The 21258-nt window shown below is 71.1% G+C and carries 15 protein-coding genes; 5 read left to right on the forward strand and 10 right to left on the reverse strand.

Annotation, left to right across the window (positions count from 1 at the left end; translation table 11 throughout):
• Window positions 1-11 precede the first annotated feature (11 nt).
• Together ACSRUE_RS24730 and ACSRUE_RS24735 are read right to left on the reverse strand one after the other, a co-directional pair.
• The gene (locus ACSRUE_RS24730) at window positions 12-968 is read right to left on the reverse strand and encodes a hypothetical protein (protein ID WP_441285739.1); all 957 of its coding nucleotides are present in this window, start codon (window positions 966-968) and stop codon (window positions 12-14) included.
• Between the two features lie 504 nt (window positions 969-1472).
• A complete protein-coding gene (locus ACSRUE_RS24735; protein ID WP_441285740.1) occupies window positions 1473-2294 on the reverse strand; it encodes a hypothetical protein in 822 nt (273 codons plus the stop codon).
• 160 nt (window positions 2295-2454) lie between these two features.
• Here ACSRUE_RS24735 and ACSRUE_RS24740 point away from each other — a divergent pair, with 160 nt between their 5' ends.
• Window positions 2455-2958, forward strand: a complete 504-nt coding sequence (locus tag ACSRUE_RS24740; protein WP_441285741.1) for a hypothetical protein — start codon at window positions 2455-2457, stop codon at window positions 2956-2958.
• Window positions 2959-3507: 549 nt separating this feature from the next.
• On the opposite strand, the gene ACSRUE_RS24745 is transcribed toward ACSRUE_RS24740, so the two are convergent.
• Window positions 3508-3834 carry a hypothetical protein gene (locus ACSRUE_RS24745; protein ID WP_441285742.1) on the reverse strand — a complete coding sequence of 109 codons (327 nt, stop codon included), beginning with the start codon at window positions 3832-3834 and terminating at the stop codon, window positions 3508-3510.
• Window positions 3831-4580 (reverse strand): hypothetical protein, encoded by a 750-nt coding sequence (locus ACSRUE_RS24750; protein WP_441285743.1) that lies wholly within the window; start codon window positions 4578-4580, stop codon window positions 3831-3833. Before ACSRUE_RS24750 ends, ACSRUE_RS24745 begins: the two co-directional genes overlap by 4 nt.
• A 642-nt stretch (window positions 4581-5222) precedes the next feature.
• Here ACSRUE_RS24750 and ACSRUE_RS24755 point away from each other — a divergent pair.
• From ACSRUE_RS24755 to ACSRUE_RS24765, 3 genes are all read left to right on the forward strand, one after another.
• On the forward strand, window positions 5223-6149 hold the full coding sequence (locus tag ACSRUE_RS24755; protein WP_441285744.1) for a PAS domain S-box protein: 927 nt from the start codon (window positions 5223-5225) through the stop codon (window positions 6147-6149).
• 80 nt (window positions 6150-6229) lie between these two features.
• Complete coding sequence (locus ACSRUE_RS24760; protein WP_441285745.1) at window positions 6230-7771, forward strand: NCS1 family nucleobase:cation symporter-1; 1542 nt, start codon at window positions 6230-6232, stop codon at window positions 7769-7771.
• A 427-nt stretch (window positions 7772-8198) separates the two neighbouring features.
• Window positions 8199-10979 (forward strand): hypothetical protein, encoded by a 2781-nt coding sequence (locus ACSRUE_RS24765; protein WP_441285746.1) that lies wholly within the window; start codon window positions 8199-8201, stop codon window positions 10977-10979.
• 156 nt (window positions 10980-11135) lie between these two features.
• Here the strand turns inward: ACSRUE_RS24765 and ACSRUE_RS24770 are convergent, their stop codons facing one another.
• From ACSRUE_RS24770 to ACSRUE_RS24795, 6 genes are all read right to left on the reverse strand, one after another.
• Complete coding sequence (locus ACSRUE_RS24770) at window positions 11136-12128, reverse strand: DUF6602 domain-containing protein (RefSeq protein WP_441285747.1); 993 nt, start codon at window positions 12126-12128, stop codon at window positions 11136-11138.
• Between the two features lie 7 nt (window positions 12129-12135).
• Window positions 12136-13380, reverse strand: a complete 1245-nt coding sequence (locus ACSRUE_RS24775) for a vWA domain-containing protein (RefSeq protein ID WP_441285748.1) — start codon at window positions 13378-13380, stop codon at window positions 12136-12138.
• Window positions 13377-14735, reverse strand: a complete 1359-nt coding sequence (locus ACSRUE_RS24780; RefSeq protein ID WP_441285749.1) for an AAA family ATPase — start codon at window positions 14733-14735, stop codon at window positions 13377-13379. Before ACSRUE_RS24780 ends, ACSRUE_RS24775 begins: the two co-directional genes overlap by 4 nt.
• A gap of 193 nt (window positions 14736-14928) precedes the next feature.
• Window positions 14929-15525, reverse strand: coding sequence for a hypothetical protein (locus ACSRUE_RS24785; protein ID WP_441285750.1), 597 nt, complete (start codon window positions 15523-15525; stop codon window positions 14929-14931).
• Window positions 15526-15852: 327 nt separating this feature from the next.
• A complete protein-coding gene (locus tag ACSRUE_RS24790; RefSeq protein WP_441285751.1) occupies window positions 15853-16842 on the reverse strand; it encodes a hypothetical protein in 990 nt (329 codons plus the stop codon).
• 120 nt (window positions 16843-16962) lie between these two features.
• Window positions 16963-18018, reverse strand: a complete 1056-nt coding sequence (locus tag ACSRUE_RS24795; protein ID WP_441285752.1) for a hypothetical protein — start codon at window positions 18016-18018, stop codon at window positions 16963-16965.
• Window positions 18019-19291: 1273 nt separating this feature from the next.
• Between ACSRUE_RS24795 and ACSRUE_RS24800 the strand changes: the two genes are divergently transcribed.
• Entirely contained in the window at window positions 19292-21247 is a 1956-nt protein-coding gene (locus tag ACSRUE_RS24800) for a TonB-dependent receptor plug domain-containing protein (RefSeq protein ID WP_441285753.1), read from the forward strand.
• Window positions 21248-21258: the final 11 nt, after the last annotated feature.

Genomic DNA, 21258 nt, shown 5'->3' on the forward strand with positions numbered 1-21258 from the left:
CCGCGCGAGGGCTACTGGCACGCCGTGGGCACGCTGCCCCAGTGGCTCTTGGCGACGACGAACCCGTCCGGGCCGGACGTCGAGTGTGAGCCGCACAGCCCATCGGCGTCGGAGATCACGGAGTCGATGCCGATGCCGTACTCCCAGTATTTGACCTCGAGGCTCGAGTCGTGGGTCGTGCCGCTTCGCGCCGGGATGGAGGGGACGAGGATGCCGCTCGACTCGAAGAACTCGAAGCCCTCGATCGAGATCGAGAGCGTCACGTTGCGCACCTGGCCGACGCAGGTCGTCCTGCACGTGGGGTAGCCGGCGGTGCTCTCCACCGTGAAACCGGAAGGGCAGCCGGACGGATACGTGCAGTAGCCGGTGCATTTGACGGGCAGGGGCCCCGGCAGGTCCACGCACTCGTACTCTCCGCGGCCCTGGATCGTCTGGCGCCGGGTCTCGAACCCCCCTGACGTCACCGAGGTTCGGCTGCCGAGCTCTCGATACAACACGTAGTCGCTCTTGAACGACTCGTCATTCGTGCAGAGGCCGCCGTTGCAGTGGGCGACCGCGGCGAACAGCCCGGACTCCTGGTCTTCCAGGAGATAGCGCTCCCCCGCGATCTCGACCGCACGGTCCTCACCGCCCAGCTCGCCGATCAAGCCCGCCTTCGCCGCGGCGATCTCGTCGGGCGAGCCGATCGACACGCCGGCCACCTTGATGGGCCGGCCGCCCTCGTCTCGTTCGACCATCACCGGCCCCATCTCGAGCTCTTCGGCCCGCCTGGCGACCCACCCGAGCGCGTCGTGCTCGCTCGCGAAGCGCAGCCCGCCGTCGGCCGAGGGCTGGGCGAGAGGGGCGGCGTCGTCCGCCTCGGTCGACGCGGCGGCGCAGCCCATCATGAACGCCGCGGCGAGCAGAGGCGCGGCTCGGTACGTTCGACGAGGATTGCTGGCGAGAAGCCTGTGAGCTCTGTCGGTCATGGCGCGATCCTTTGTGGCCTTGGGTGTCTGAGGGAATTTCAGCTCGACGCTGGGCCCCCCGGGCGTGTCCCGGCGCGGGGCGACGTGGGTTGAAGCGATCTCGGGCACCCTGGAGGTCGCCGAGCGACGTCTCCCGCGGGTGTCCTCGTTCCCCACGGCTGGCCTCCTATCACGCTCCGTGCCACGCCCCGCGTCGAGGGCCCACGACCTGGCCAGGCGCTCCGGGGACGCGACGCCGCGCGGCGCTAGGGCGACAAACGGGTTGAAACTGCCTGAAAAGCGCAGAATTTCCAACCGCCAAGACGCCATAAGACGCCAAGATTTTTGTGTTTTTTTGGCGTCTTATGGCGTCTTGGCGGTTCATTCCTCGCTTGATCAACGTGATCGATGTTCTCGCGCGGGGTGGCCTGCGCTGGTTTGCGCAACTTGAGCAGGGACTCGCGCAATCGGAGCGGCGTTGCGCAGGGACGACCGCGAAGGTGGTGCGCGCCGAGCCCGCCGCGGTCAGCGACGCTCGCCAGGATGCGGGACGGACGCCCCGAGGGGCGCGCGGCCGGCGCGCTCCTTCAGGGGCGCAGCGAGCCACGCCTCTTCGGGCACCCCGGGCAGCCGGAGGACGCGCAGGGGACCCTCGGACGAGACCAGACCGGCGAGCGCCGGGTCGGTCATCACCTCGTGGAGATCGCGCTCCGCTTCGTCGACCGTGCAGCGCCGCCGCACGAGCCGGACGACCTGCGAGTAGTCCACGTGATCCGGATCGTGCGCGAGCCCGAGAGGTTGCCACAGCGTGTGCGGGCCGTACCTGTGGGCCGCGCCCGGGTCGAACCAGCCGTAGTTGGCGGCCCGGTCGGGGCGTTCCGCGAGGCGGTTCGTGAGTACCCAGTGCTTGCCCACGTTCTCGATGAGCCCGGCCCTCCCTGCGACCTGCTCCTCAAGGCGGCGGTGGTGCTCCAGCATGCGGGAGGTGTTCGCCATCGTGGCATCCGGGGCGCCGATGCACGGCGAGATCCGCACGGTGGCCTGCTCCCACACGAGGTCGCAGAGGCGCGTCGTCAGCATCGCGCACTCGAGCAGATCCGCGATTCGCTGGGTCGTCCGGGCGGAGGCGTTGACGCGGACGGAGTCCTCCGCGTCGCCGATGCGGAGCGCGTCGGCGCTCACCAGGAACGTCGCGCGGCGCTCGTCGAGCTGGCTGTACACCGGGACCCACGAGATCGGCGCCAGGTGACCGGCCTGCACCGCTTCGAGGATGGCCTCCTCGCGCGCGGCGCACGCGTTTTCCGGAAGGCCTGCGACGAAATCGGTGCCTCTCAGGACGTCTGTCATGCTCCCCCTCCCGCGAGCGCGACCGCGGCGCTCGAGGTGGAAGCGTGCGCGGAAGCGGACGCGGCAGGAAGACGTTTCGTTCTCTCGTCTGCAGCGTGTCCACGGCCGCGCGCTCCTGCGCCGCTTTGCGCTGTCCGTCCGCTCGCCCTAAGCTCCGCCCATGTCGCCCCCGGCGCGCCGTCTCTCCCTCCGTCCATCCCGCGCGTCCCGCCGTCCATCCCGCGCGTCCCGCTTCCTGCTCGCCGCGTGCGCCGCCGTCCTCGCCGCGCAGGCGGCCGGCTGCGGCTCGAGCGCCGCCCAGGGGCCCGAGGCGGGCGCTGCGATCTCGTCGATCGACGCGCGCCTGCGCGGCAGCTTCAGGCTTGTCCGGTTCGAGCCCGAGGTCCCGCTCGAGCCGATGCTCGCGTCGATGCTCGAGTTCCAGTACGCGCACCTGGTCGTTCGCTTCGATGGAAAGCGCATCCTCGCCGACTCACCCGGCCTCCACGTGGACCGCGCCTACGAGATCCGCGACCCCGCGTGGGATCGGTTCAAGATCGTCTCCTATGACGAGGCGGGGGTCGCCTACGAGGCGCTGTGCGAGTTCTCGGGCCAGGACGAGCTCGTCGTCCACGCGCAGACGCCGCCCTGGAAGGGCGTCGCCACGCTCCGGCGGGCGCAGTAACCCGACGGCGCAGATCAAGAGCCCACGGGGCAGGCGCGATCCCACGCGAAATAGCCCTGTGCTCGGTAAGTTGTCTTCAGCTGAGAAAATCGAACCGGTTCCGGCAATGCGCTGAATCCACTCACCGGATGAGAATTTGTGACCCGTTGGCGTAATGCTCCAGCGGCCGTTCCGCGCGCGCAATTCGGCGTTATTGACCTTGCGTCACCGCCCCGGCGGATCTAGTCCGTCGCGCACGGCCTGACTGTCGGCTCATGGCGAGTCGACTCCACAGGGGAGACCTCGTGTCGCAACGCGGTGAAGGCGTGTCGGGCGTTCCGCTCATCCGGCGCGCCCCAGGTGACGCCCAGGCGCTTCCGGTTCCGTCGCGCGACCGGGCACCGGTGGGCGGAGCAGCGCGAGCGCTCCCGGCAGCGAGCTCCTCCCTCGCCGAGCTCGCCCAGCTCGCGTTGCCCCAGCCTGCCTGGATGGGCCGGCGGTCGGCTCGTCCCTGGCTCGCCGAACCCTACCTCGGTGAGCCGTTCGGCGCGCCGCCTCCCGCCGTACCCGTCAACCAGGCCGGCGAGCGCCCCGCGCCGGCTCGCGGGCGAGCCCGTCGACGTCGCGCCGCAGGTGCTTGATCTGCCGCGCGAGGTGGCCGACGCGCTCCTCGACCTGGATCCCGAGCTGCGCGAACTGCTGCTCCAGGCTGCGGAGGCGGTCCTCGTGCGCGGCGAGCGTCGGCGGCGTCTCCGGGCCTCCGAGCTCGAAGACCGTGGTGCGTGACACCCGCATCGTCTCCGGCTCCTTCGCGGAGGAGCTCGGCTGCGTCACCTCGCCCCCCGACCAGAGCCTGGCGGACGCGCGGGGCGAGCGCCGGCGCCCGGGCGCGGTCACGTCGCCTTGAGGAACCTGCGGGCGCCTTCCCATACCGCACCTTCCAGCTCTGCTGCCATGTCCGGGCCCAGCGTCAGCGCGTGTCGCCCCGAGGCCACGAGGACGAGCTCCGTCGCGCGGAGGAGCGCGATGGACAGCCGCGCCACCGGTCCGCTCGGCGGATCGACGGACCACGCGACGGCCGTCTGGGTCAGCCGGTGCGAGCGCGCGATCGACGGCCTGGACTTGAGACTGAGCGCCGGGAGCGGCCTGTAGGCCCCTTCATCGATCACGAAGGTCGCCGTCACATCGACGCTCGCCGCCTCGCCCCCCGGCCAGTCCGCCGCGATGCGCTGAAGTACCTTCGGCCACCCTCCGACGACGCGGCTGGAGCTCTTGATCCGCTGCGGGATGGCCCCTTCCGGCATCATCTCCCAGCGCAGCTTGAGGTGGGCGCTCGTCTCCTCCCCGGGGACCGGGCGGAGATCTCCGTAGAGGTACAGGGGACCCCCCTCCGCGGTCGTGCCGGTCGGGAGCGCATAGAAGTAAGCGGAGTAGTCGAGCTTCGTCCCGCTCTTCCCCGCACCCGGGATCGCCGACATGGCCGTCGCCTTGACGAACCTGCCCCACTCCCGCGGCGAGGCGCTGGCGCGGAGCACCGCCTCCAGCGAGTCGAGCGTGACGCCGCGCCCGGGCTTCCTCGACTCCGGCGCCGACCCACCTCCGGCACTGCCCTTCACCCGCGCAGCACGTGCTGACACAGGCATGTGATACACGTCGCCATTGTATCCGAGGAGAAAAAATTATCACTTCACGGACGCGTTTCGTGAATTCGGTGGGTATGTGTGTGTTTTTGTGGCTGGCGCGACGGTGGGCGCTGCCCTCAGCGAGCGGCTCGCGCGCCATCGACCTTCGCTCATGCGGCGGGGCTCGCGGGGCTCTGTGGCCTTCCAGCGGGGTCCTTGCCGCGTCGCCGCGGAGTCGCCACGTCCACGTCAGCGGAGGCGCGCTGTGCGCCTATCCGATCGGGTGTTCGGTTCGCCGAGGAGCGTTACGCATCGAGTCATGACGCCCACGGCCCTGCCCGCGCGGCCCTGGGCGCCTGTCCTGCGACGAGGCGGCAGCTCGTCCGGTCCCATGGAGCGGTCGCATCCTGAAGCGTACGCTCGCACACGAGACGAACCACGAGATGCCCGCAGACAGCCGATCTGGTGCGTCACGATGCGCCGACCGGACAGGAGGACGTGCGCTGCCGGAGGCGCTGCGCGTGCGCGTGCCTTCCTCGTGCTCGAAGTTCACCCGGCGGGGTCGTCCTTTGATAAGATAGCTAGGACGGACGTAACTGTCCACACTGCGCGCCAAGGAAGCCCCAGATCATGAAAGACGGCGAAGCGGAGGTTCTCGCTACGATGCGAGCGGAATTGGAGGCGCTCCGCTTCCGCAACGCCGAGCTCGAGCGGGAGCTCACCGAGAAGCAGCGCGTCGAGAAGGACCTACGGGAGAGCGAGGCGCGCTACCGGGCCATCGTCGAGGACCAGACCGAGCTCATTTGCCGCTTCCGGATGGATGGCACGCTGACCTTCGTCAACGACATCTACTGCCGGTACTTCGAGAAGACGCAGGAGGAGCTGGTCGGCCACCGCTTCATGCCGATGGTCCCCGACGAGGACGGGCCGCTCCTCGCCCAGCAGTTCGCGAAGCTCGGCCCCGAGAACCCGATCGTCCACACCGAGCACCGCGTCATCCTCCCGAACGGCTCGATCCGCTGGTTGCACTGGACCAACCGCGCCCCGCTCGGCGAGGGGGGGCCGCTCGCCGAGTTCCAGGCGATCGGCGTCGACGTCACCGAGCGACGGCACGCGGAGGACGAGGTGAGGCGCCTCAACGCCGAGCTCGAGGCGCGCGTGGCGGACAAGACCCAGCGGCTCGAGCAGATGGTCCGCGAGCTGTCGACCCCGCTCATGCCGGTGGCGGATCAGGTCATCGCGGTGCCGCTGATCGGCTTCCTCGACAGCGACCGCGCCGCGGCGACGCTCGAGACCGTGCTCAACGGGGTCGTCACGCACAGCGCCAGGACGGTGGTCCTCGACATCACCGGCGTGGGGGTCATCGACTCGCAGGTAGCCGACTCGCTCATCCGGCTGGCCAAGGCGGTGAACCTCCTCGGCTCCCAGGTGGTGCTCACCGGCATCCAGCCGCGGATCGCGCAGACGCTGGTCGCGCAGGGCGTCGGCGTGGGCGGCGTCGTGACGCTCCGGACCCTGAAAGAGGGTATCGCGTTCGCCCTGCGCCGCGGGCTCACCGCCCCTCGACCTCCGGCCCCCCAGGGCAGCTAGCACCGCGTCTCGGCGTGCGCCGGAGAGGGCACGCCTGCCCACTATCCAGTCTCACGTGCGATCGTGTAGCCTCATCGACGATGGCGCACACGCAAACGACTGCTCAACCCGACGTGCATTCGGCTGCTCACGGCGCGAAGGCCAGCGAGGGCTTTCAGCAGACAGGAGGGGACATCGACTCGCGCTACATCAACGAAGATATCGCGCCCGTGCGCCTGGATCAGCGCAAATGGGGGATGAAGGACATCGCCGCGCTGTGGGTCTCCATGTGCGCCTGCACGCCGACGTACATGCTCGCCTCGGGCCTGATCGCCGAGGGGATGAGCTGGGGGCAGGCCGTCCTCACGATCCTCCTCGGCAACGTCATCGTGCTCATGCCGATGATCCTCAACGCGCACGCGGGCACGAAGTACGGCATCCCGTTCCCCGTCTACTGCCGGAGCGCCTTCGGCATCCGGGGGGCGAACGTGCCCGCGGTCCTGCGCGCCCTCGTGGCCTGCGGCTGGTTCGGGATCGGGACGTGGCTCGGCGGGTGGGCCATCTACAAGATCGTGGCTGTCTTCATCCCGTCGATAGAGCAGATGCCGCCGACGCCGCTGGGCATCAACGTCGCGCAGCTCGCCTGCTTCCTGTTCTTCTGGGGCATCAACATCTGGATCATTCGCATGGGCATCGAGTCGATCCGGATCCTGCTGAACATCAAGGCGCCTCTCCTGATCGGCCTCGGCCTGGCGCTGCTGCTCTGGGCCTATAGCCGCGCCGGGGGGTTCGGCCCGATGCTCGAGAAGCCCTCGTCCTTCGGGGTGGGGCAGCCCAAGGAGGGCCAGTTCTGGGTCTTCTTCTTCCCGGCGCTCACGGCGATGGTCGGCTTCTGGGCCACCCTGGCCCTCAACATCCCGGACTTCACTCGCTACGCGCATTCGCAGCGCGATCAGGTCATCGGGCAGGCGATCGGCCTGCCGCCCACGATGGCGTTCTTCTCGTTCATCGGCGTCGCCGTCACCTCCGCCACGGTCGTCATCTACGGCGAGACGCTCTGGGATCCGGTCGTCGTCATCACCCGCTTCGAGAACCCGGTCGTCCTGATCATCTCGCTCGCGGCCCTCTGCATCGCCAACCTGGCGACCAACATCGCCGCGAACGTCGTGAGCCCGGCGAACGATTTCTCGAACCTCTGGCCGTCGCGGATCTCCTTCCGCACCGGCGGCCTCATCACCGGCATCATCGGGATCCTGATGCAGCCGTGGCGGCTCGTCAGCGACCCGACGGGGTATATCTTCACCTGGCTTGTCGGCTACTCCGCGCTGCTCGGCCCCCTCGGCGCGATCCTGATCGCGGAGTACTACGTCGTCCGCAGGACCAACCTCGATGTCACCCAGCTCTACAAGCGGGAAGGGATCTACTGGTACGAGGGCGGGTGGAACCCCATCGCGATCGTCGCTCTCGCCGCCGGCATCTTGCCCAACTTGCCTGGCTTCTTCGGCACCATCAAGGTCGCGACGGTCTCCAAGGCATGGATGGATCTCTACAACTATGCCTGGTTCACGGGCTTCGCCATCTCGTTCGTCGTCTACGTCGCCCTCTCGCTGGCTCGCCGCCGGGCCAAGCTCGCCGCGGCCTGACCCTCATCGCCTCGCGCCGAGGCGCGCGACCCCACCGCCCATCCAACTCGGCATCAGCGCCGTCGGCCGCGAACGGCCGCATCTCCCCCGCGACGCGCGCCCCCGAGACGCCCTCTGCCTCGGGTGCGCCGCCGGCGCCTCGCCGGCGCGCGCCGCCCCGACGGACGGGTCGCTCTTTTTTTGTGCGCGGGCATTCATCTCGTGATCAACGGCGAGGCTCGCCGATGGCAACAACGTTGTTGTGGGTCGGGGCCCCACCGTGGGAGACCTGTGGCGTGTTGTGGAGCGCTCCCGCCGCCGAGGCGCTCCGCGCTTTAAAAGTGTCTTGCCAAACAACGTGTGTTGATTCCATTCGTCTGTCTCTTGCTCCGTGGGCGCCTTTCGATGGATCATGAAATGTCGCTCTTCTCCCGCCTTCGAGGTGCCCATGAACAAGCTCGTCCTCTGGTCGCTCCCGGCTCTCGCCCTGGCCGCATGCGCTGATAACGGCACGCCCGTCGACGAAACCCCGAACGTCGCGGGCGCCCCGATCACGGTCGCCGCCGCCCGGCCCTACTCCCTCTTCGAGAGCGGCCAGGTCCGCCCTCTCGCCCTCTCGCCCGACGGCTCGATGCTCTTCGCCGTCAACACGCCTGACAACCGGCTCGAGATCTTCAAGGTCAGGAGCGGCACGCTCGTGCACCGCGGCTCCGTCGCCGTGGGCATGGAGCCGGTCGCCGTCGCGGCCCGCAGCGACGACGAGGTCTGGGTCGTCAACCACCTCTCCGACAGTGTGAGCGTGGTCGACGTCTCGAGGCCGAGGAAGCCCCGCGTCGTGCGCACCCTGCTCGTCGGCGACGAGCCTCGCGATATCGTCTTTGCCGGCGCCGGCAAGGACCGCGCCTTCATCACCACGGCGCACCGCGGCCAGAACAGCCCTGTCGATCCGGCGCTCACCACGCCGGGCGTGGGCCGCGCCGACGTCTGGGTCTTCTCGGCGGGGAGCTCGAGCCCCGCGCCGCTCAACATCATCACCCTCTTCAGCGACACGCCGCGCGCGCTCGCCGCCACGCCCGACGGCTCACGCGTCTACGTGGCGGCCTTCCACTCCGGAAACCGCACCACGGTGATCGAGACCAACGTGGTCAACCTGGGCCTCGGCCTGCCCCCGCCGACCACCAACGCCGCCGGGGTCCCGCAGCCCTCGGCGCCCCTCATCGTCAAATTCAACGGGACGCACTGGGTGGACGAGCTGAATCGATCCTGGGACGACAAGGTGAACCTCTCGTTGCCCGACAAGGACGTCTTCGTCATCGACGCCCTGGCCAGCCCGCCCGCGCCCGTCGCGGGGGCCGGGGGCGTGTTCCGGGGAGTCGGCACGGTCCTCTACAACATGGCCGTCAACCCGGTGAGCGGGCGCGTCTACGTGGCCAACACGGAGGCGTTCAACGAGAATCGCTTCGAGGGCCCCGGCGTCTTCGCCGGCCACACCGTGCGCGGGCGGTTCAACCACAACAACATCACGGTGATCGATCCCGCGACGGGCGGCGTCGCCCCGCGGCACCTGAACAAACACATCGACTACAACACCTGCTGCGCCCCGGTCCCGAACGCCGAGAACCGGAAGAGCCTCGCGCTGCCCACGGGCATGGCCGTCTCCAGCAACGGGAAGAAGCTCTACGTCGCCGCGCTCGGCTCGGACAAGATCGGCGTCTTCAACACCGCCGCGCTCGAGGCGGACACCTTCGTGCCGAGGCGCGCGCGCCAGATCCCGGTCTCCGGCGGCGGGCCGACCGGCGTGGTGCTGGACGAGGCGCGCGGGCAGCTCTACGCCCTCACGCGCTTCGACAACTCCATCTCGATCATCGACGTCGGCGCCAAGGCCGAGATCGCGCACTTGCCCATGTACAGCCCCGAGCCGGAGAGCGTGGTCCGCGGCCGCCGCTTCCTCTACGACGCGTCGTTCACGTCGAGCCACGGCGACTCGGCGTGCGCGAGCTGCCATGTCTTCGGCGATCTCGACAGCCTGGCGTGGGACCTCGGCGACCCCGACGCGGTGAACACGCCGATGCCAGGCCCGTTCGCGCTCGATCCGGCGATCTTCGGCGCGCCCCGCGAGTTCGCCGCGCTCAAGGGGCCGATGACGACGCAGAGCCTGCGCGGGCTGGCCAACCACGGGCCGATGCACTGGCGCGGAGACCGCACAGGCGGGAACGACGCGCCGAGCGCGCAGCCGGACAGCGGCACCTTCGACGAGGACGCCGCGTTCAAGAAGTTCAGCGTCGCCTTCGTCGGCCTGCTCGGGCGGGACGCGCCCATCCCCGCGGCGGACATGCAGGCGTTCACCGACTTCACCATGCAGATGATGTATCCGCCCAACCCCATCCGTCAGCTGGACAACTCGCTCACCGCCGACCAGGCGGCGGGCAAGGCCTTCTTCACCCTGCCGGCCAGCGAGGGCGGCGCGTGCGCCTCGTGCCACGTGCTCGATCCCACGGCCAACGCCGAGCACGGGGTCGCGTTCCCCGGCTTCTTCGGGACCGACGGGCGCTACACGTTCGACTTCATCTTCCAGAGCTTCAAGGTCGCCCAGCTCCGCAACGTCTATCAGAAGGTGGGTATGTTCGGCATGGTGCAGAACCCGCGCTTCAACGACCGGAACTTCGAGTACCAGGGCGATCAGATCCGCGGGTTCGGCTTCGGCCACGACGGGACGATGGATACGATCTTCCGCTTCCACGACCAGAACGGCTTCAACGAGGCGCCGGGGATCGCCGGCTTCCCGCCTGGCGCGGCGGGCGACGTGCTGCGCCACCAGGTGACCGACTACCTGCACGCGTTCGACAGCAACCTGGCGCCCGTCGTGGGCCAGCAAGCGACGCTCGCCGGCGCGGGCGACACGGCCGCCGAGCTGCGGGTGGATCTCCTGATCGCACGCGCCGACGCGGGGGAGTGCGATCTGGTGGCGAAGGTCCGCAGGCACGGGAATGAGGAGGGCTTCCTCTATCAGCAGGGCGCTGGCACATTCCTGCGGGACAGGGCGGCGAGCGCGGCGATCAACGCGGCGGCGCTGCGCGCGATCGCGGCGCCGGGCAAGGCGCTGACCTTCACCTGCGCGCCGCCGGGCTCGGGGGTGCGGATGGCGCTCGATCGCGACGGCGATGGGGCGCTCGACGGCGACGAGGCGGACGCGGGGACCGACCCGGCCGATCCGGCGAGCGTGCCCTGAGCCCGGGGCCGCGGCGCGCTGCCTCGCGCGCGGTCATCCACGCCCGATGACCGCGCCGCTCGCCGCGGCTCGCCGCTCACCGCGCGTCGAGGAGGGCAGGGGGCTCGCCCTGCGCCCACCGGCGCTCGCCGCCCGAACGCCGGAGAGCCGGCCAGATCAGGTGACGGTGAGTCGGACGCTCCCTGCCTCATCCTCCGCTCGCTGGAGCTGATGGGCGAGCATGCGCCTCCAGGGGATCTCCCCGAGGAGGATGTCGTCGATCGCCCAGGTGAGGTGCTCCATGGCGGCTCCCAGGGCCTTCATCCCGTTCATGAAGATGAGCTCCGTGTCGGGCGTGGTGAACGGTCGTGGCTCCAGGGCCCCCGCGGCGGCGATCGCGGGCGTCATCAGGACCGGGCCCGCGGCGATCACATCGGGCAGGTGCTCGACACGGGTGCCGGCCCGCCGGACGGCGGCCACGCGCCGCTTCACCGCCTCCGCCGGGTTGCCCTCCAGGCCCTTGTCGACGCGGAGGTTCAGCGCCCAGATGGCCGCATACCAGGGGTTGCGGATCGCCGGAAAGCCCCTGTCCCGCTGGATGGCTCCGTCCTCGAGCGAGATCCTCGGCGCGATCATCTTCAGCGGTACGGGGGCGCGCGTCAGCCGCTTCACCGCCGCTACCTGGCGACACGCCTTGACGACGGACTGCCCCTGGCTCTTCGCGGGCACCTTCGCCTGCGCATACAGCGTGTGCTTGATCTCGATGTAAGCGAGGACAGCCTCGGCTGGCACGCGCTCCCGGATCGCGAGGTCGCCGCCCAGCCCGCGCAGCGTCGGGAAGCGCGCGGCGTCGTAGATGATGATGTCCTCGCCCTGCTTGTCCCCCGTGACGTCCACCACCCAGCCGCGACAGACGCCGGCGCGCTCGGGGAGGAACTTCCGGAGCGCATGGCACATCGCGATCTCCAGCTCGGGACCGAGCTCGAGGGTCGCGAGGGCGCGGAGCTTCCGGAACTCGTCTTCCAGGTGCTCGACGATCTCCTCGGACCAGCCGCCGTAGAACCCGCCGCGCGGCGGGGCCTCCGCGCGGCCGTCCGGCGCGCCCCCGCCGCCGCGCTTCGATGCGGCGATCCCTGGTCGCTTGGTCGTCTTCGCGCGCTTGCCCGCCATCTTCACGTCATCCCCGCCGAGGCTTCCTCGCGAGCCACGCCCGCTCCCCCCACGGGCACGCGAACTCCAGCGGCTTCGTCAGGACCCAGAGCACCGGCAGCGGCGGCGGCGCCGGGGGCGTGGGCCCCGCGCCGTCCGTGAAATAGATGACGCCGGAGACCTTCCGCGCCGCCAGGAACTCCGGGGCGAACACCGGCCGCAGATCGGTCCCGCCGCGGCCGCCGACCTCGTCGAGCCGCCCGTCGAACGCGTACACGCGCCCGATCTCCACGTCGCACTCGACGACGGTGATGCGCGCCGACTCGCTCATCACCTGCAGCTGCCGGGCGATCTCCGAGAGCTCCTCGCGCCGCATGCTCATCGACGTGTCGATGGCCACGAGCACCGACGGCTTCGTGATCGCGCGGGGCGCGTACGTCCTGCCGGGGACCTCGCCGACGCGGCCCGGGAAGCGCCGGTTCGGCCGCGCGTACGTGTGCACCGGCGCGCGCTCCCTCGCCACGAACATCCTGAGCGCGGTCTTCCAGTCGAGCGGGTGCGCGGGCGGGCCCAGCGCGTCCGTCAGCTCCTCGATGAGCCGCCCCGGCGTCTTGCCCGCGAGCAGCAGGCCGGGCACGGCCGCCGGATCGCCGTCGTCCGCGAGCGCGTCCGCCTCCTCGGCGGCGCGCAGCAGGAGCTGCCGCGTCTGCTCCACCGCGCCCGGCTCCCGCGAGGGGCGCCGGAGCACGCGGTGATCGTCGACGGCCTCTCCGCCGCGCTGCGGGAGCTTGCCCTCCCGCGCCGCGCTCACGAGCAGCTCGTAGCGCTCGAGCGTGCTCTGGCCGCCGCGCAGGCCGATCGGGGCGTAGGGCTGCCAGCGGATCGGATCGGGCAGCGGCTCCTCGATGTACTCGTTGGCCGACATCTCCAGGGCGAGGTCCATGAGCTCCGGCTCGTCGGCGCCCGCGAACTTGGGGTGGCACAGGTGCCCGAGCGCGACGTGGTGCACCTCGTGGAGGAGCACGCCCCGCAGGAACACGGGCTCGTTCATGAACGACTCGACGTTGACGTGGAGGAAGAAGCGGCCGTCGAACAGCGAGACGGCCATGCGCTTGACCGAGGGGTCCGCGACCGGCGCGAGCCGCGCGAGGATCGCCGCGTAGCAGGGGTACCGCTCCAGGAAGCCGGGATCGCGCACGAAGGCGTCGAGCCACGCGGCGAGCGCGTCCTCGGGCACCTCGCCGCGCCCGCCGCGCCCCGCCGCCTCGCTCATTGCGGCCGGACCGGCGTGACGCCGTGCTTCTTCAGCGCCCCCGCGAGCCGCAGGGCCCAGCGCTCCGGCAGCTGCGCGAGCAGCTGGCCCAGGCACACGCGCGCGACGTTGCTCCGCCGCACGTCGACGAGCTTCGCCTGCTGGGCGAGGTGCGCCGACAGCGCGGTCACGACGAGCCCCACGCGGTGCTGCCGCAGCGGATCGGCGCGCCACGCCAGCACCTTCTGCTCGGCGGCGCTGCCGGCGTAGTTCTGGAGCAGCTCCTCGGGGCGGACGTCGATGAGCTGCGTGGCCGTCGCGTTGCCGCCGAGCGCGTCCTGGAGGCGCTCGCGGTGGTCGCCCGGCAGGTCGGCGAGCAGCGCCTCGAACGCCCCCAGCGACAGCTTGCGCTGCGCCGCGAGCACGCCGACCTCCGGCCCCTCGAGCAGCGGCGCGAGCCGCGCCGTCACCTCGTCGAACCGGTCGGTCTCCCCGCGCTCGCGCGCCGCGCGCAGCACCTTGCCCGCCGGTGAGGTCGGCCCGTACTCGGCGAGCAGCGCGCGCAGATCGAACGGCAGCCGCGTCGACCAGGTGTCCTTCGACGCGAGCAGGAGCTCGACCCAGCTCGGGGGCAGGTACCCGCCCAGCGTGTCGCGCAGGAGCACGCCGTCCGCGAGCTCCTCGGGGCGGAGCGCGCTCAGCACGTGCGACGCATAGGTCCAGGTGCGCGGGGGGACGTCGTCGAGGACGCGCTCGTGCCCCTGCGCGAGGGCGATCACGCCCGGGTGGAGCCCGTTCACCTGCGCCCAGGCGAGCCAGGACGCCCGGTCCGCGCGGACGTTCAGGTGGAGGAACCGCGCGCGGAGCGCGCGATCGAGGGGGGTCACCTGGTAATCGGCCGACTCGGGGTTGACGGCGGCGAAGCACACCCAGCCCGCGGGCAGCTCGTACTCGTGCAGGCGCCGGGCGCTGAGCAGCTGGAGCGCCGGCTGCTGGATGTACCGCTCCGCCCGGTTGAGCTCTTCCAGCATCAGGATGCCGGCGCCGTCCTGGGGCAGCACCGACGGCGCCGCGTAGGTGGTCCGGCCGTCCCGGATGACCGGCAGGCCCACGAGGTCGGGCGGCTCGAGCAGGCTCAGATCGAGCACGACGGTGGCGATGCCGAGCCGCTCGGCGAGCTGCCGGACGAGCTCGCTCTTGCCGATCCCCGTCGGCCCCTCGAGCAGCACCGCGCGGCGCGCGCGGTAGGCGAGCTCGAGCACGGCCTCGAGGCGCGGCCCGACGGGGATGGGCGCGGAGCGTCCCTCGAGGAGGTTCGGTGAAGTCGCCGGGGCCGGCCTGCCCGGCGCGTTGCCATCGGATCTGGGCTTCGTCACGGATGAAGAGGGGGTGCCGCGCGAGGGCGAAGAAAGGACCGCCGGGGCCCGGGGCCCGGGAGGCTCGGCCCTTCCGTACCCGACGGGCTTCCGGCGCGCTTCGTCTTTCTTGCCGGGTCGCCCCGAGCTCTAGCAGCCGCTGCGCGGCCTGTCATTCACCACCGCCCACGCGACGGTGCGGGCCGCGGCGCGCTCAGGCGCCAAGGAGCAGCCCGAGGGCGGCCGCGAGCGCGGCGTCGCTCCACGAGGACAGCCCGCGGGGCAGGAGCACGGTCGCGCGATGAGGCTGGCCTTCGCAGCGCCGCGACCCCTCGTAGGTGCGCCCCGCCCGCGTGAGCTCGTAGCTGCAGCGCCCGATCGTGCCCGTGAGCTGCCGCTCGTCCAGCCGGTAGTCGGAGAGGGCGCCAGCCAGGAGGCCCTGCGCGCGGAGCCCTGCCTCCGCCCGGGTCACCGAGAGGTCCAGCGGCATGGCGCCGACGATGCCGGCCGCGCGCTGGCCCGTCGCGGTGACGTTCACGGCCCGGTTGAACGCCACGCCCCGGACTGTCTGCCCGCCGTGCCCTCTGTCGGCGGCGTACACGCCGAGGTTCACGTCCGGGCCGACGACGCGCCCCGGCTCGATGTCGGCGCTGACGAGCTCGCCCCGGGCGGTCAGCAGGATGAACTCGTTCGGCCCCGCGGCGCGGAAGATATCCTCGCGCGCAGGGGATTCCGCGCCCGGCGCCGTCCCGCACGCCGCGGTGAGCGCGAGCGCGAGTAGCCAGAGAGCGCGCCCCGGGAGAAGGTTCATCCGCATCGCAACACCTCGCCGCCCGATCGGGTGTGCCCCGATCGGCCACGCACAACGTGATGCCGGCGATGACGGACCGGTAGACGCCCGCACCGCCAGGAGCGCGCTTCGCGAATCCGTTCCTGATGCCATCGGGCCGACCCTGGCAAGTCCGTCCCAACAGCTCCTCCCCTTCCGCCCCTCAGCTACATGCCAAGCCGAGCGGCGGTCGCCCGCACAGGAGACGGGCCCAGATCGGCGTTTTCGGCGCGGAAGCGCACTCCGGTGCGCTGAGCACCGAAAACGTCGAGGTGGGCCCGTATCCGAAGCGGTCGACCGTCGCCCGCTTCAGCGAGGCAGCTCGAGGGGGGCGCAGGTCGAGACGCCGGCGCCGACGATGCGGAAGCCGATGTTCCTCATGTAGTCCGTGTCGATCGAGCCGTCCGACGGGCGATAGCGGCTCACGTTGGTGGTGCGCGACGGGGACCCGAGCTCGCTCGGGGCGGTGTAGAAATAGAAGTCGCCGCCCCAGAACGAGAACGCCCAGGCGCTGGGGGTCTCGATGCCCGGCAGGTCCGTGGCATCGATGATCTCGCCGGTCTCCTTGTCGATCTCGGCGAGCTGCACCGGGGTGGTCGTGAAGAAGCCGAAGAGGCGGCCATCCCCGGTGCCGGTGAGCTCCGCCGAGATGTCGCGCATCGAGCCGCTGAACTCGCCGACCGGCGTCACGGACACGCCGTCGAGCCTCCCCAGCCCGATGCCCGGCGTGCCCGTGGCGCCCGCCACGAACAGCTCCTCGGTGTCCGGGCGCGAGAGGTCGCTCGAGAAGCCCATGCCGAGCCGGGACCACCCGTCGGAGAGCGCGGCCCCCGAGGGCTCGCAGCTCGCGTCCTCGGTGCTGACCTTGAACAACGTCCCCTCGCTGTCGTCGGGCTCCACGTAGTTGACCCACGCCACCGCATTGCGATCGATCGCCATCGAGTTCGGATCCATGCCGGTCCGGCACCCCAGGACACCAATCTTCGTGAACTCCTTACGATCGGGCCTGAAGCTGTAGAGCTCGTTGTCCTGTGAGAGCACATACACGAGGGATGCTCGCTCGATGCACCCGCTGTCAGGGGCCCCACTCCCGTTGCCTCCATTCCCGATGTCTCCGCTGTTTCCGCCGATATCGGTGCCGGAGCCAAACGGGTCGTCCTGGCCGCCCGCGCCGCTCCCTTCACCGCTCTCTCCGGCGCCCGAGGTCGGGTCGGTCTCCGTCGCGGACGTGCCGCGGCTGGACGCGCTGCAACCGGCCGCGGCGAGCGCGAGCCAGAGGCACCATCGTGCGATTCGCATATCCGCTCTCCCTTTCGCGTGATTCGCTCTTATAGCCGCGAAGCGCGCGTACGGGTACACGAAGTCGCACCCTCGCTCGATGGGGCGTCCAGGTCGAACAGCCCTTGGCGGGCGGGGTCATCAGTAGATGGGGATGACCTCGTCTGACTGGCAGCAATAGTAGGTCGGGCTCTCCGGTGTCACCTGGCCCATGGCGACTCCTCCGGTCGGGGCGCACCGGCCTGGGTCGTCCCTGATCCATCGCGCCTCCATGCTCTCGAGCCGCAGATCCGGCCCCGCGACGCACTTCGGCCCGGCCATCGTCACCGTCTCTGCGCCGAGGAGCTCGCGACAGCCGCCGTCCTCGTAGACCGAGACGAGCGCGGCGCACGCGGCGTCCTCGAGCTGCTCGCACGCGCAAGGCGTGCAGCTGCGCGTGTCGTCGAAGCCCTGGGCGACCGCCAGCAGATCGGGATACGGCTCAGGGCACTCCGGCGTGCGCTGGCCGAGATAGCGGATGCACATCGTGAAGCCCCCGGACCGCCGCCTGGGGGCCGCGACACACATCATCGAGGGATCTCTGCACTTGTCCTTGTCGGCCGCGCCGGTGCACGCGCGCACCCGGGTGCTCGCGGGGGCGGCCAGCTCGGGCGGCGCTCCTCCGGGATCGTGCGTCGGGGCGCACGCGCTCACCGTCGGCGCCGGGATGAGCAGCGAGCCGAGCTCGCCCGAGGTCGTCACGGCCGGCGCCGTGCACGCGCCGCTCCAGCCCTCGGGGGCGGCGAACGACGTGGACGCCGTCCCGTCGCACGTGGCCGAGGCGCTCCCCAGAAGGCCTGAAGGCAGCTCGCAGGAGGGCTTCGTGCAAAGGCACGTCGGACACCTGTGCTCGCCGCCGAACCCGCTGTAACCGTCGAACAGGAGATCCGGCGCCTCCGCCGGGCACTCCGGTGGGGACGTCCCGCCGGTCGCGTCGCCCCTCCAGAGCAGGATGGGATCGTCGAACCCGAGGGACGGCGGCGGCACGCACGCGCCGTCGCACACGGGGCACGGATCATTGCACTCGTGAGCATCCAGGCTGAAGCACGGTTCGTTGCACGAATAGATCTGGACAGCGCCGCCTTCCCAGCAGCCTGCGAAGCTGCCGGCGCCGGCGAGCGCGAGCGCGACGCCGAACGGGTCCTTCCTTCTCCTCATCGTGATGGTCCTTCTCTCGCGTGTCGCGTTTCGGCTCTTCGGCAGGGGGCACCGCGACGATCGCTCGGCGCTGCCCCAGGCCTCTCTCTTCCCGCTCCTTCACGCCGGCGAGGCGACCCGACCGGGGGCGCGCGGCGCCCTTGTCACTTCGGAGCCAAGGAGAGCTCACACGCCTATTTCATACTTGGACAAGCGAGGACAAGGAAGCCGAATCTGCCGTGGAGGCGCGATGACTCGAGTGTATATCGAGTGTATTTCGATAGGCCCCGAGAAAATCTCAGCATTTGTTGGTCGTGCGCTTTTCGTGAGAATCTCACCGCGGAGGGTGGAAAGCACGGTGGCGCTGCGGCGCTGCCGGCGGGAATCGGGCCGCGCAGGGAGGTGCGGGCGGCGCGCGCGGCGGCGGGCGAGAGCAACATCACCGGCTGAACCGCCTCGTGTGCTCGCCGCTCTCGCTCCCCCTCGCGGCCGCTGTCGCGGGCGCCACGCTCGACTGACCCGCATGGCGCGCGAGCAGAAGCGGCAGCGGCTCTCCGCTGTCGTGCGCTCGCTCGACGGCCGGCTCGAGCTCGCCGTGCGGACGTGGGCGCTCCGAGCGAGCGCGCCGCGGGCTCGCTGGGGCTCGCGCTCGATCGCGCGCTCGAGCTCCTGGCCAAGGACGAGCGTGTCGCGCGTCCGCGGGGCGCGGCACGGAGGCGGCGAGCGACGTGAAGCCTGGCGGCCGCCGCGTCAGGAAAGTCGTTGCGGCAGGGAGGCCCTGGCAGGAGGCGCCGAGGCGCGGATCTCATGCCAGATGTGAAAGCAGAGATCTCAGAACCGAAATGCGTCGGGGGTGTCCTTAAGGGTAACCCCAGGAACAGAGAGGGGAGGAGCCTTGGCCCGTGTCCTGCTAGACACGGACGTCAGAGCGCCCGTGACGGCTTCCCCCCCCCGCCGTCGAATGGGCGCTCTGTTTTTTGTGCCCCCCGGATCGGGGAAGGGCACGCGCCGCCATCGTGGCCGGCGCCCTGCGAGCGCGGGGATGCACGTCCAGGGCGCGCAGGTGGCCGAGCATGGATGGACTCCCTGGCTTTCGCCGAGACGCTGGATTTGCTACTTCCGGGGCGCCACGGGGGAGGTTCTCCCGGCTGCCCGGCGGCGCATTTACGACATCCGCGTGAGATCTCCAGGCGCACTCTTCTCCCTCGCGCTCGCGGCCGCTGCCACCTTGCGTGCGGGCGAGGCGCGCCCTCAGCCAGCAGGCCGCCCGGCCGGTGAGCCGGCAGGAACCGAGGTGGCGCAGGCGCCCGGCGCGGCCCCGGCCGAGCCGTCGGCTCCCGTGGGCCCCGGCGGACAGGCCGCCGCGCCCGCCGGGATCGAGGTCACCGTCGAGGGCAGCCGGGCTCCGCCGGGCTCCGTCTCGCTCACGCGGCGCGACGTCCGCGAGCTGCCCGGCGCCCTCGGCGACCCCTACCGCGCGATCGAGATCCAGCCCGGCGTGACCGCCATCGCGAGCGGCATGCCGTACTACTACATCCGCGGCGCGCCGCCGGGGAACATCGGCTACTTCTTCAACGGCATCCAGGTCCCGCTGCTCTTTCACGTGGGCGCCGGACCCAGCGTCATCCCGGCCGCGATGGTCCAGCGCGTCGAGATGCACCTCGGCCCCTATCCCGCGGACATCGGGCGGCTCGCGGGCGCGGCGATCGAGGCCGAGAGCGCGCCGCCGTCCGACGTCTGGCGCGGGGAGGGGAGCCTCCGGTTCATCGACCTCGGGGGCGTCGTGGAGGGGCCGATGGACAGCGACACCCACGTCCTCGTGGGCGGGCGCTACGCCGCGGGCGCGGCGCTCACCTCGGCGCTCGTCCCGAGCGTCGACGTGGGCTACGCCGACTACCAGGGCCGGATGACCTACCGGCTCGGGCCGGAGGAGCGCTTCACCGTCTTCGCCTTCGGCGCGTACGACTACCTCGCCACCATCGGCGAGGAGGGCGGCGCCGAGGCGACCGACGTCCTCCTCGACAGCGACTTCCACCGCCTGGACCTGCGCTACGACCGCGACGAGGCCGCCTCCGGCGCGCGCGTCAGGGCGGCGCTCACCCTCGGGCTCGACCGGTCGCGCGGGGTGGGCGTGGAGAGCGCCGAGGCCTGGAAGCTCAACGCGCGGGTGAGCCTGTCCCGGCCCGTCCTGGCGGGGCGCGCGCTGCTGCGGGCCGGCGTCGACGCCGCGGTCGACCGTTACGACGTGACGCCGCACTCCAGCGCATCGGACAGCGAGCCCGCCGAGGGCGATTCCACCGCGGGGGACGAGCCCGCCGAGGGGACGGCCCAGCTCGACAAGCCCTTTTCGGAGCTCTTCCGCAGCCGGCTCGACCTCGCGCTGGGCGCGTGGGCCGACGCGCTGCTCGTGCTCGACGAGCGGTCGACCATCACGCCCGGCGTGCGCGTGGACCACTACACCTCGCTCGGCAAGAACGCGCTCGCCGTTGATCCGAAGATCGTCGGCCGCTTCGGCATCGGTGAGCACGTGCGGCTCATCCCGGCGATCGGCGTCGCCTCGCAGCTGCCCGGCCTCGCCCCGCTGCCGGCGCTCCAGATCGGCGGCATCCCAGGGGGGCTGCAGCGCAGCCTGCAGTCGAGCTTCGGCGTCGAGGCCGATGTGGGGCCGGTCAATTTCAGCGCCTCGGTGTTCCGACAGGTGACCTTCGGTCTGAGCGATCCGATCGGGACGGGTCGCGGCACGAACCTGAGCACCGAGCGCTTCCTCACGCGGAGCCTGGGCGACACGTACGGCCTGGAGCTCGGGGCGCGCGGGGCGCTCCGCCGCGACATGTTCTTCCTGGCGTCGTACACGCTGTCGCGCTCCACGCGTACGCGGGGCAAGGCGACGATCCCCTCGGCCTACGACCGGACGCACGTGGCGCACGTCGCGCTGCTCTACGATCTCGGCGGCGGCTGGCGCGCCGGGATCCGCCACGTCTTCTACACCGGCTTCCCCGCCGACGAGGCCGCCCCGGGCCGCCCCCCGCGCGAGCACCCGGATCGCATCGCGCCGTTCTACCGGCTCGACATGCGCCTGTCGAAGCGCTGGGCGCTGGGCGCGCGGGGCTATCTCGGGCTCGTGTTCGATGTGCAGAACGCGACGCTGGCGAAGGAGGTGTTCGACGTGAGCTGCGACGACGGCAGGTGCACGCCGCGGAAGCTCGGGCCGATCACCCTGCCGGGGCTCGCGATCGAGGGCGGGTTCTGAGGGGGAAGCGG

The sequence above is a fragment of the Sorangium sp. KYC3313 genome (genome assembly GCF_052075895.1).
GTDB classification, from domain to species: domain Bacteria; phylum Myxococcota_A; class Polyangia; order Polyangiales; family Polyangiaceae; genus Sorangium; species Sorangium cellulosum_B.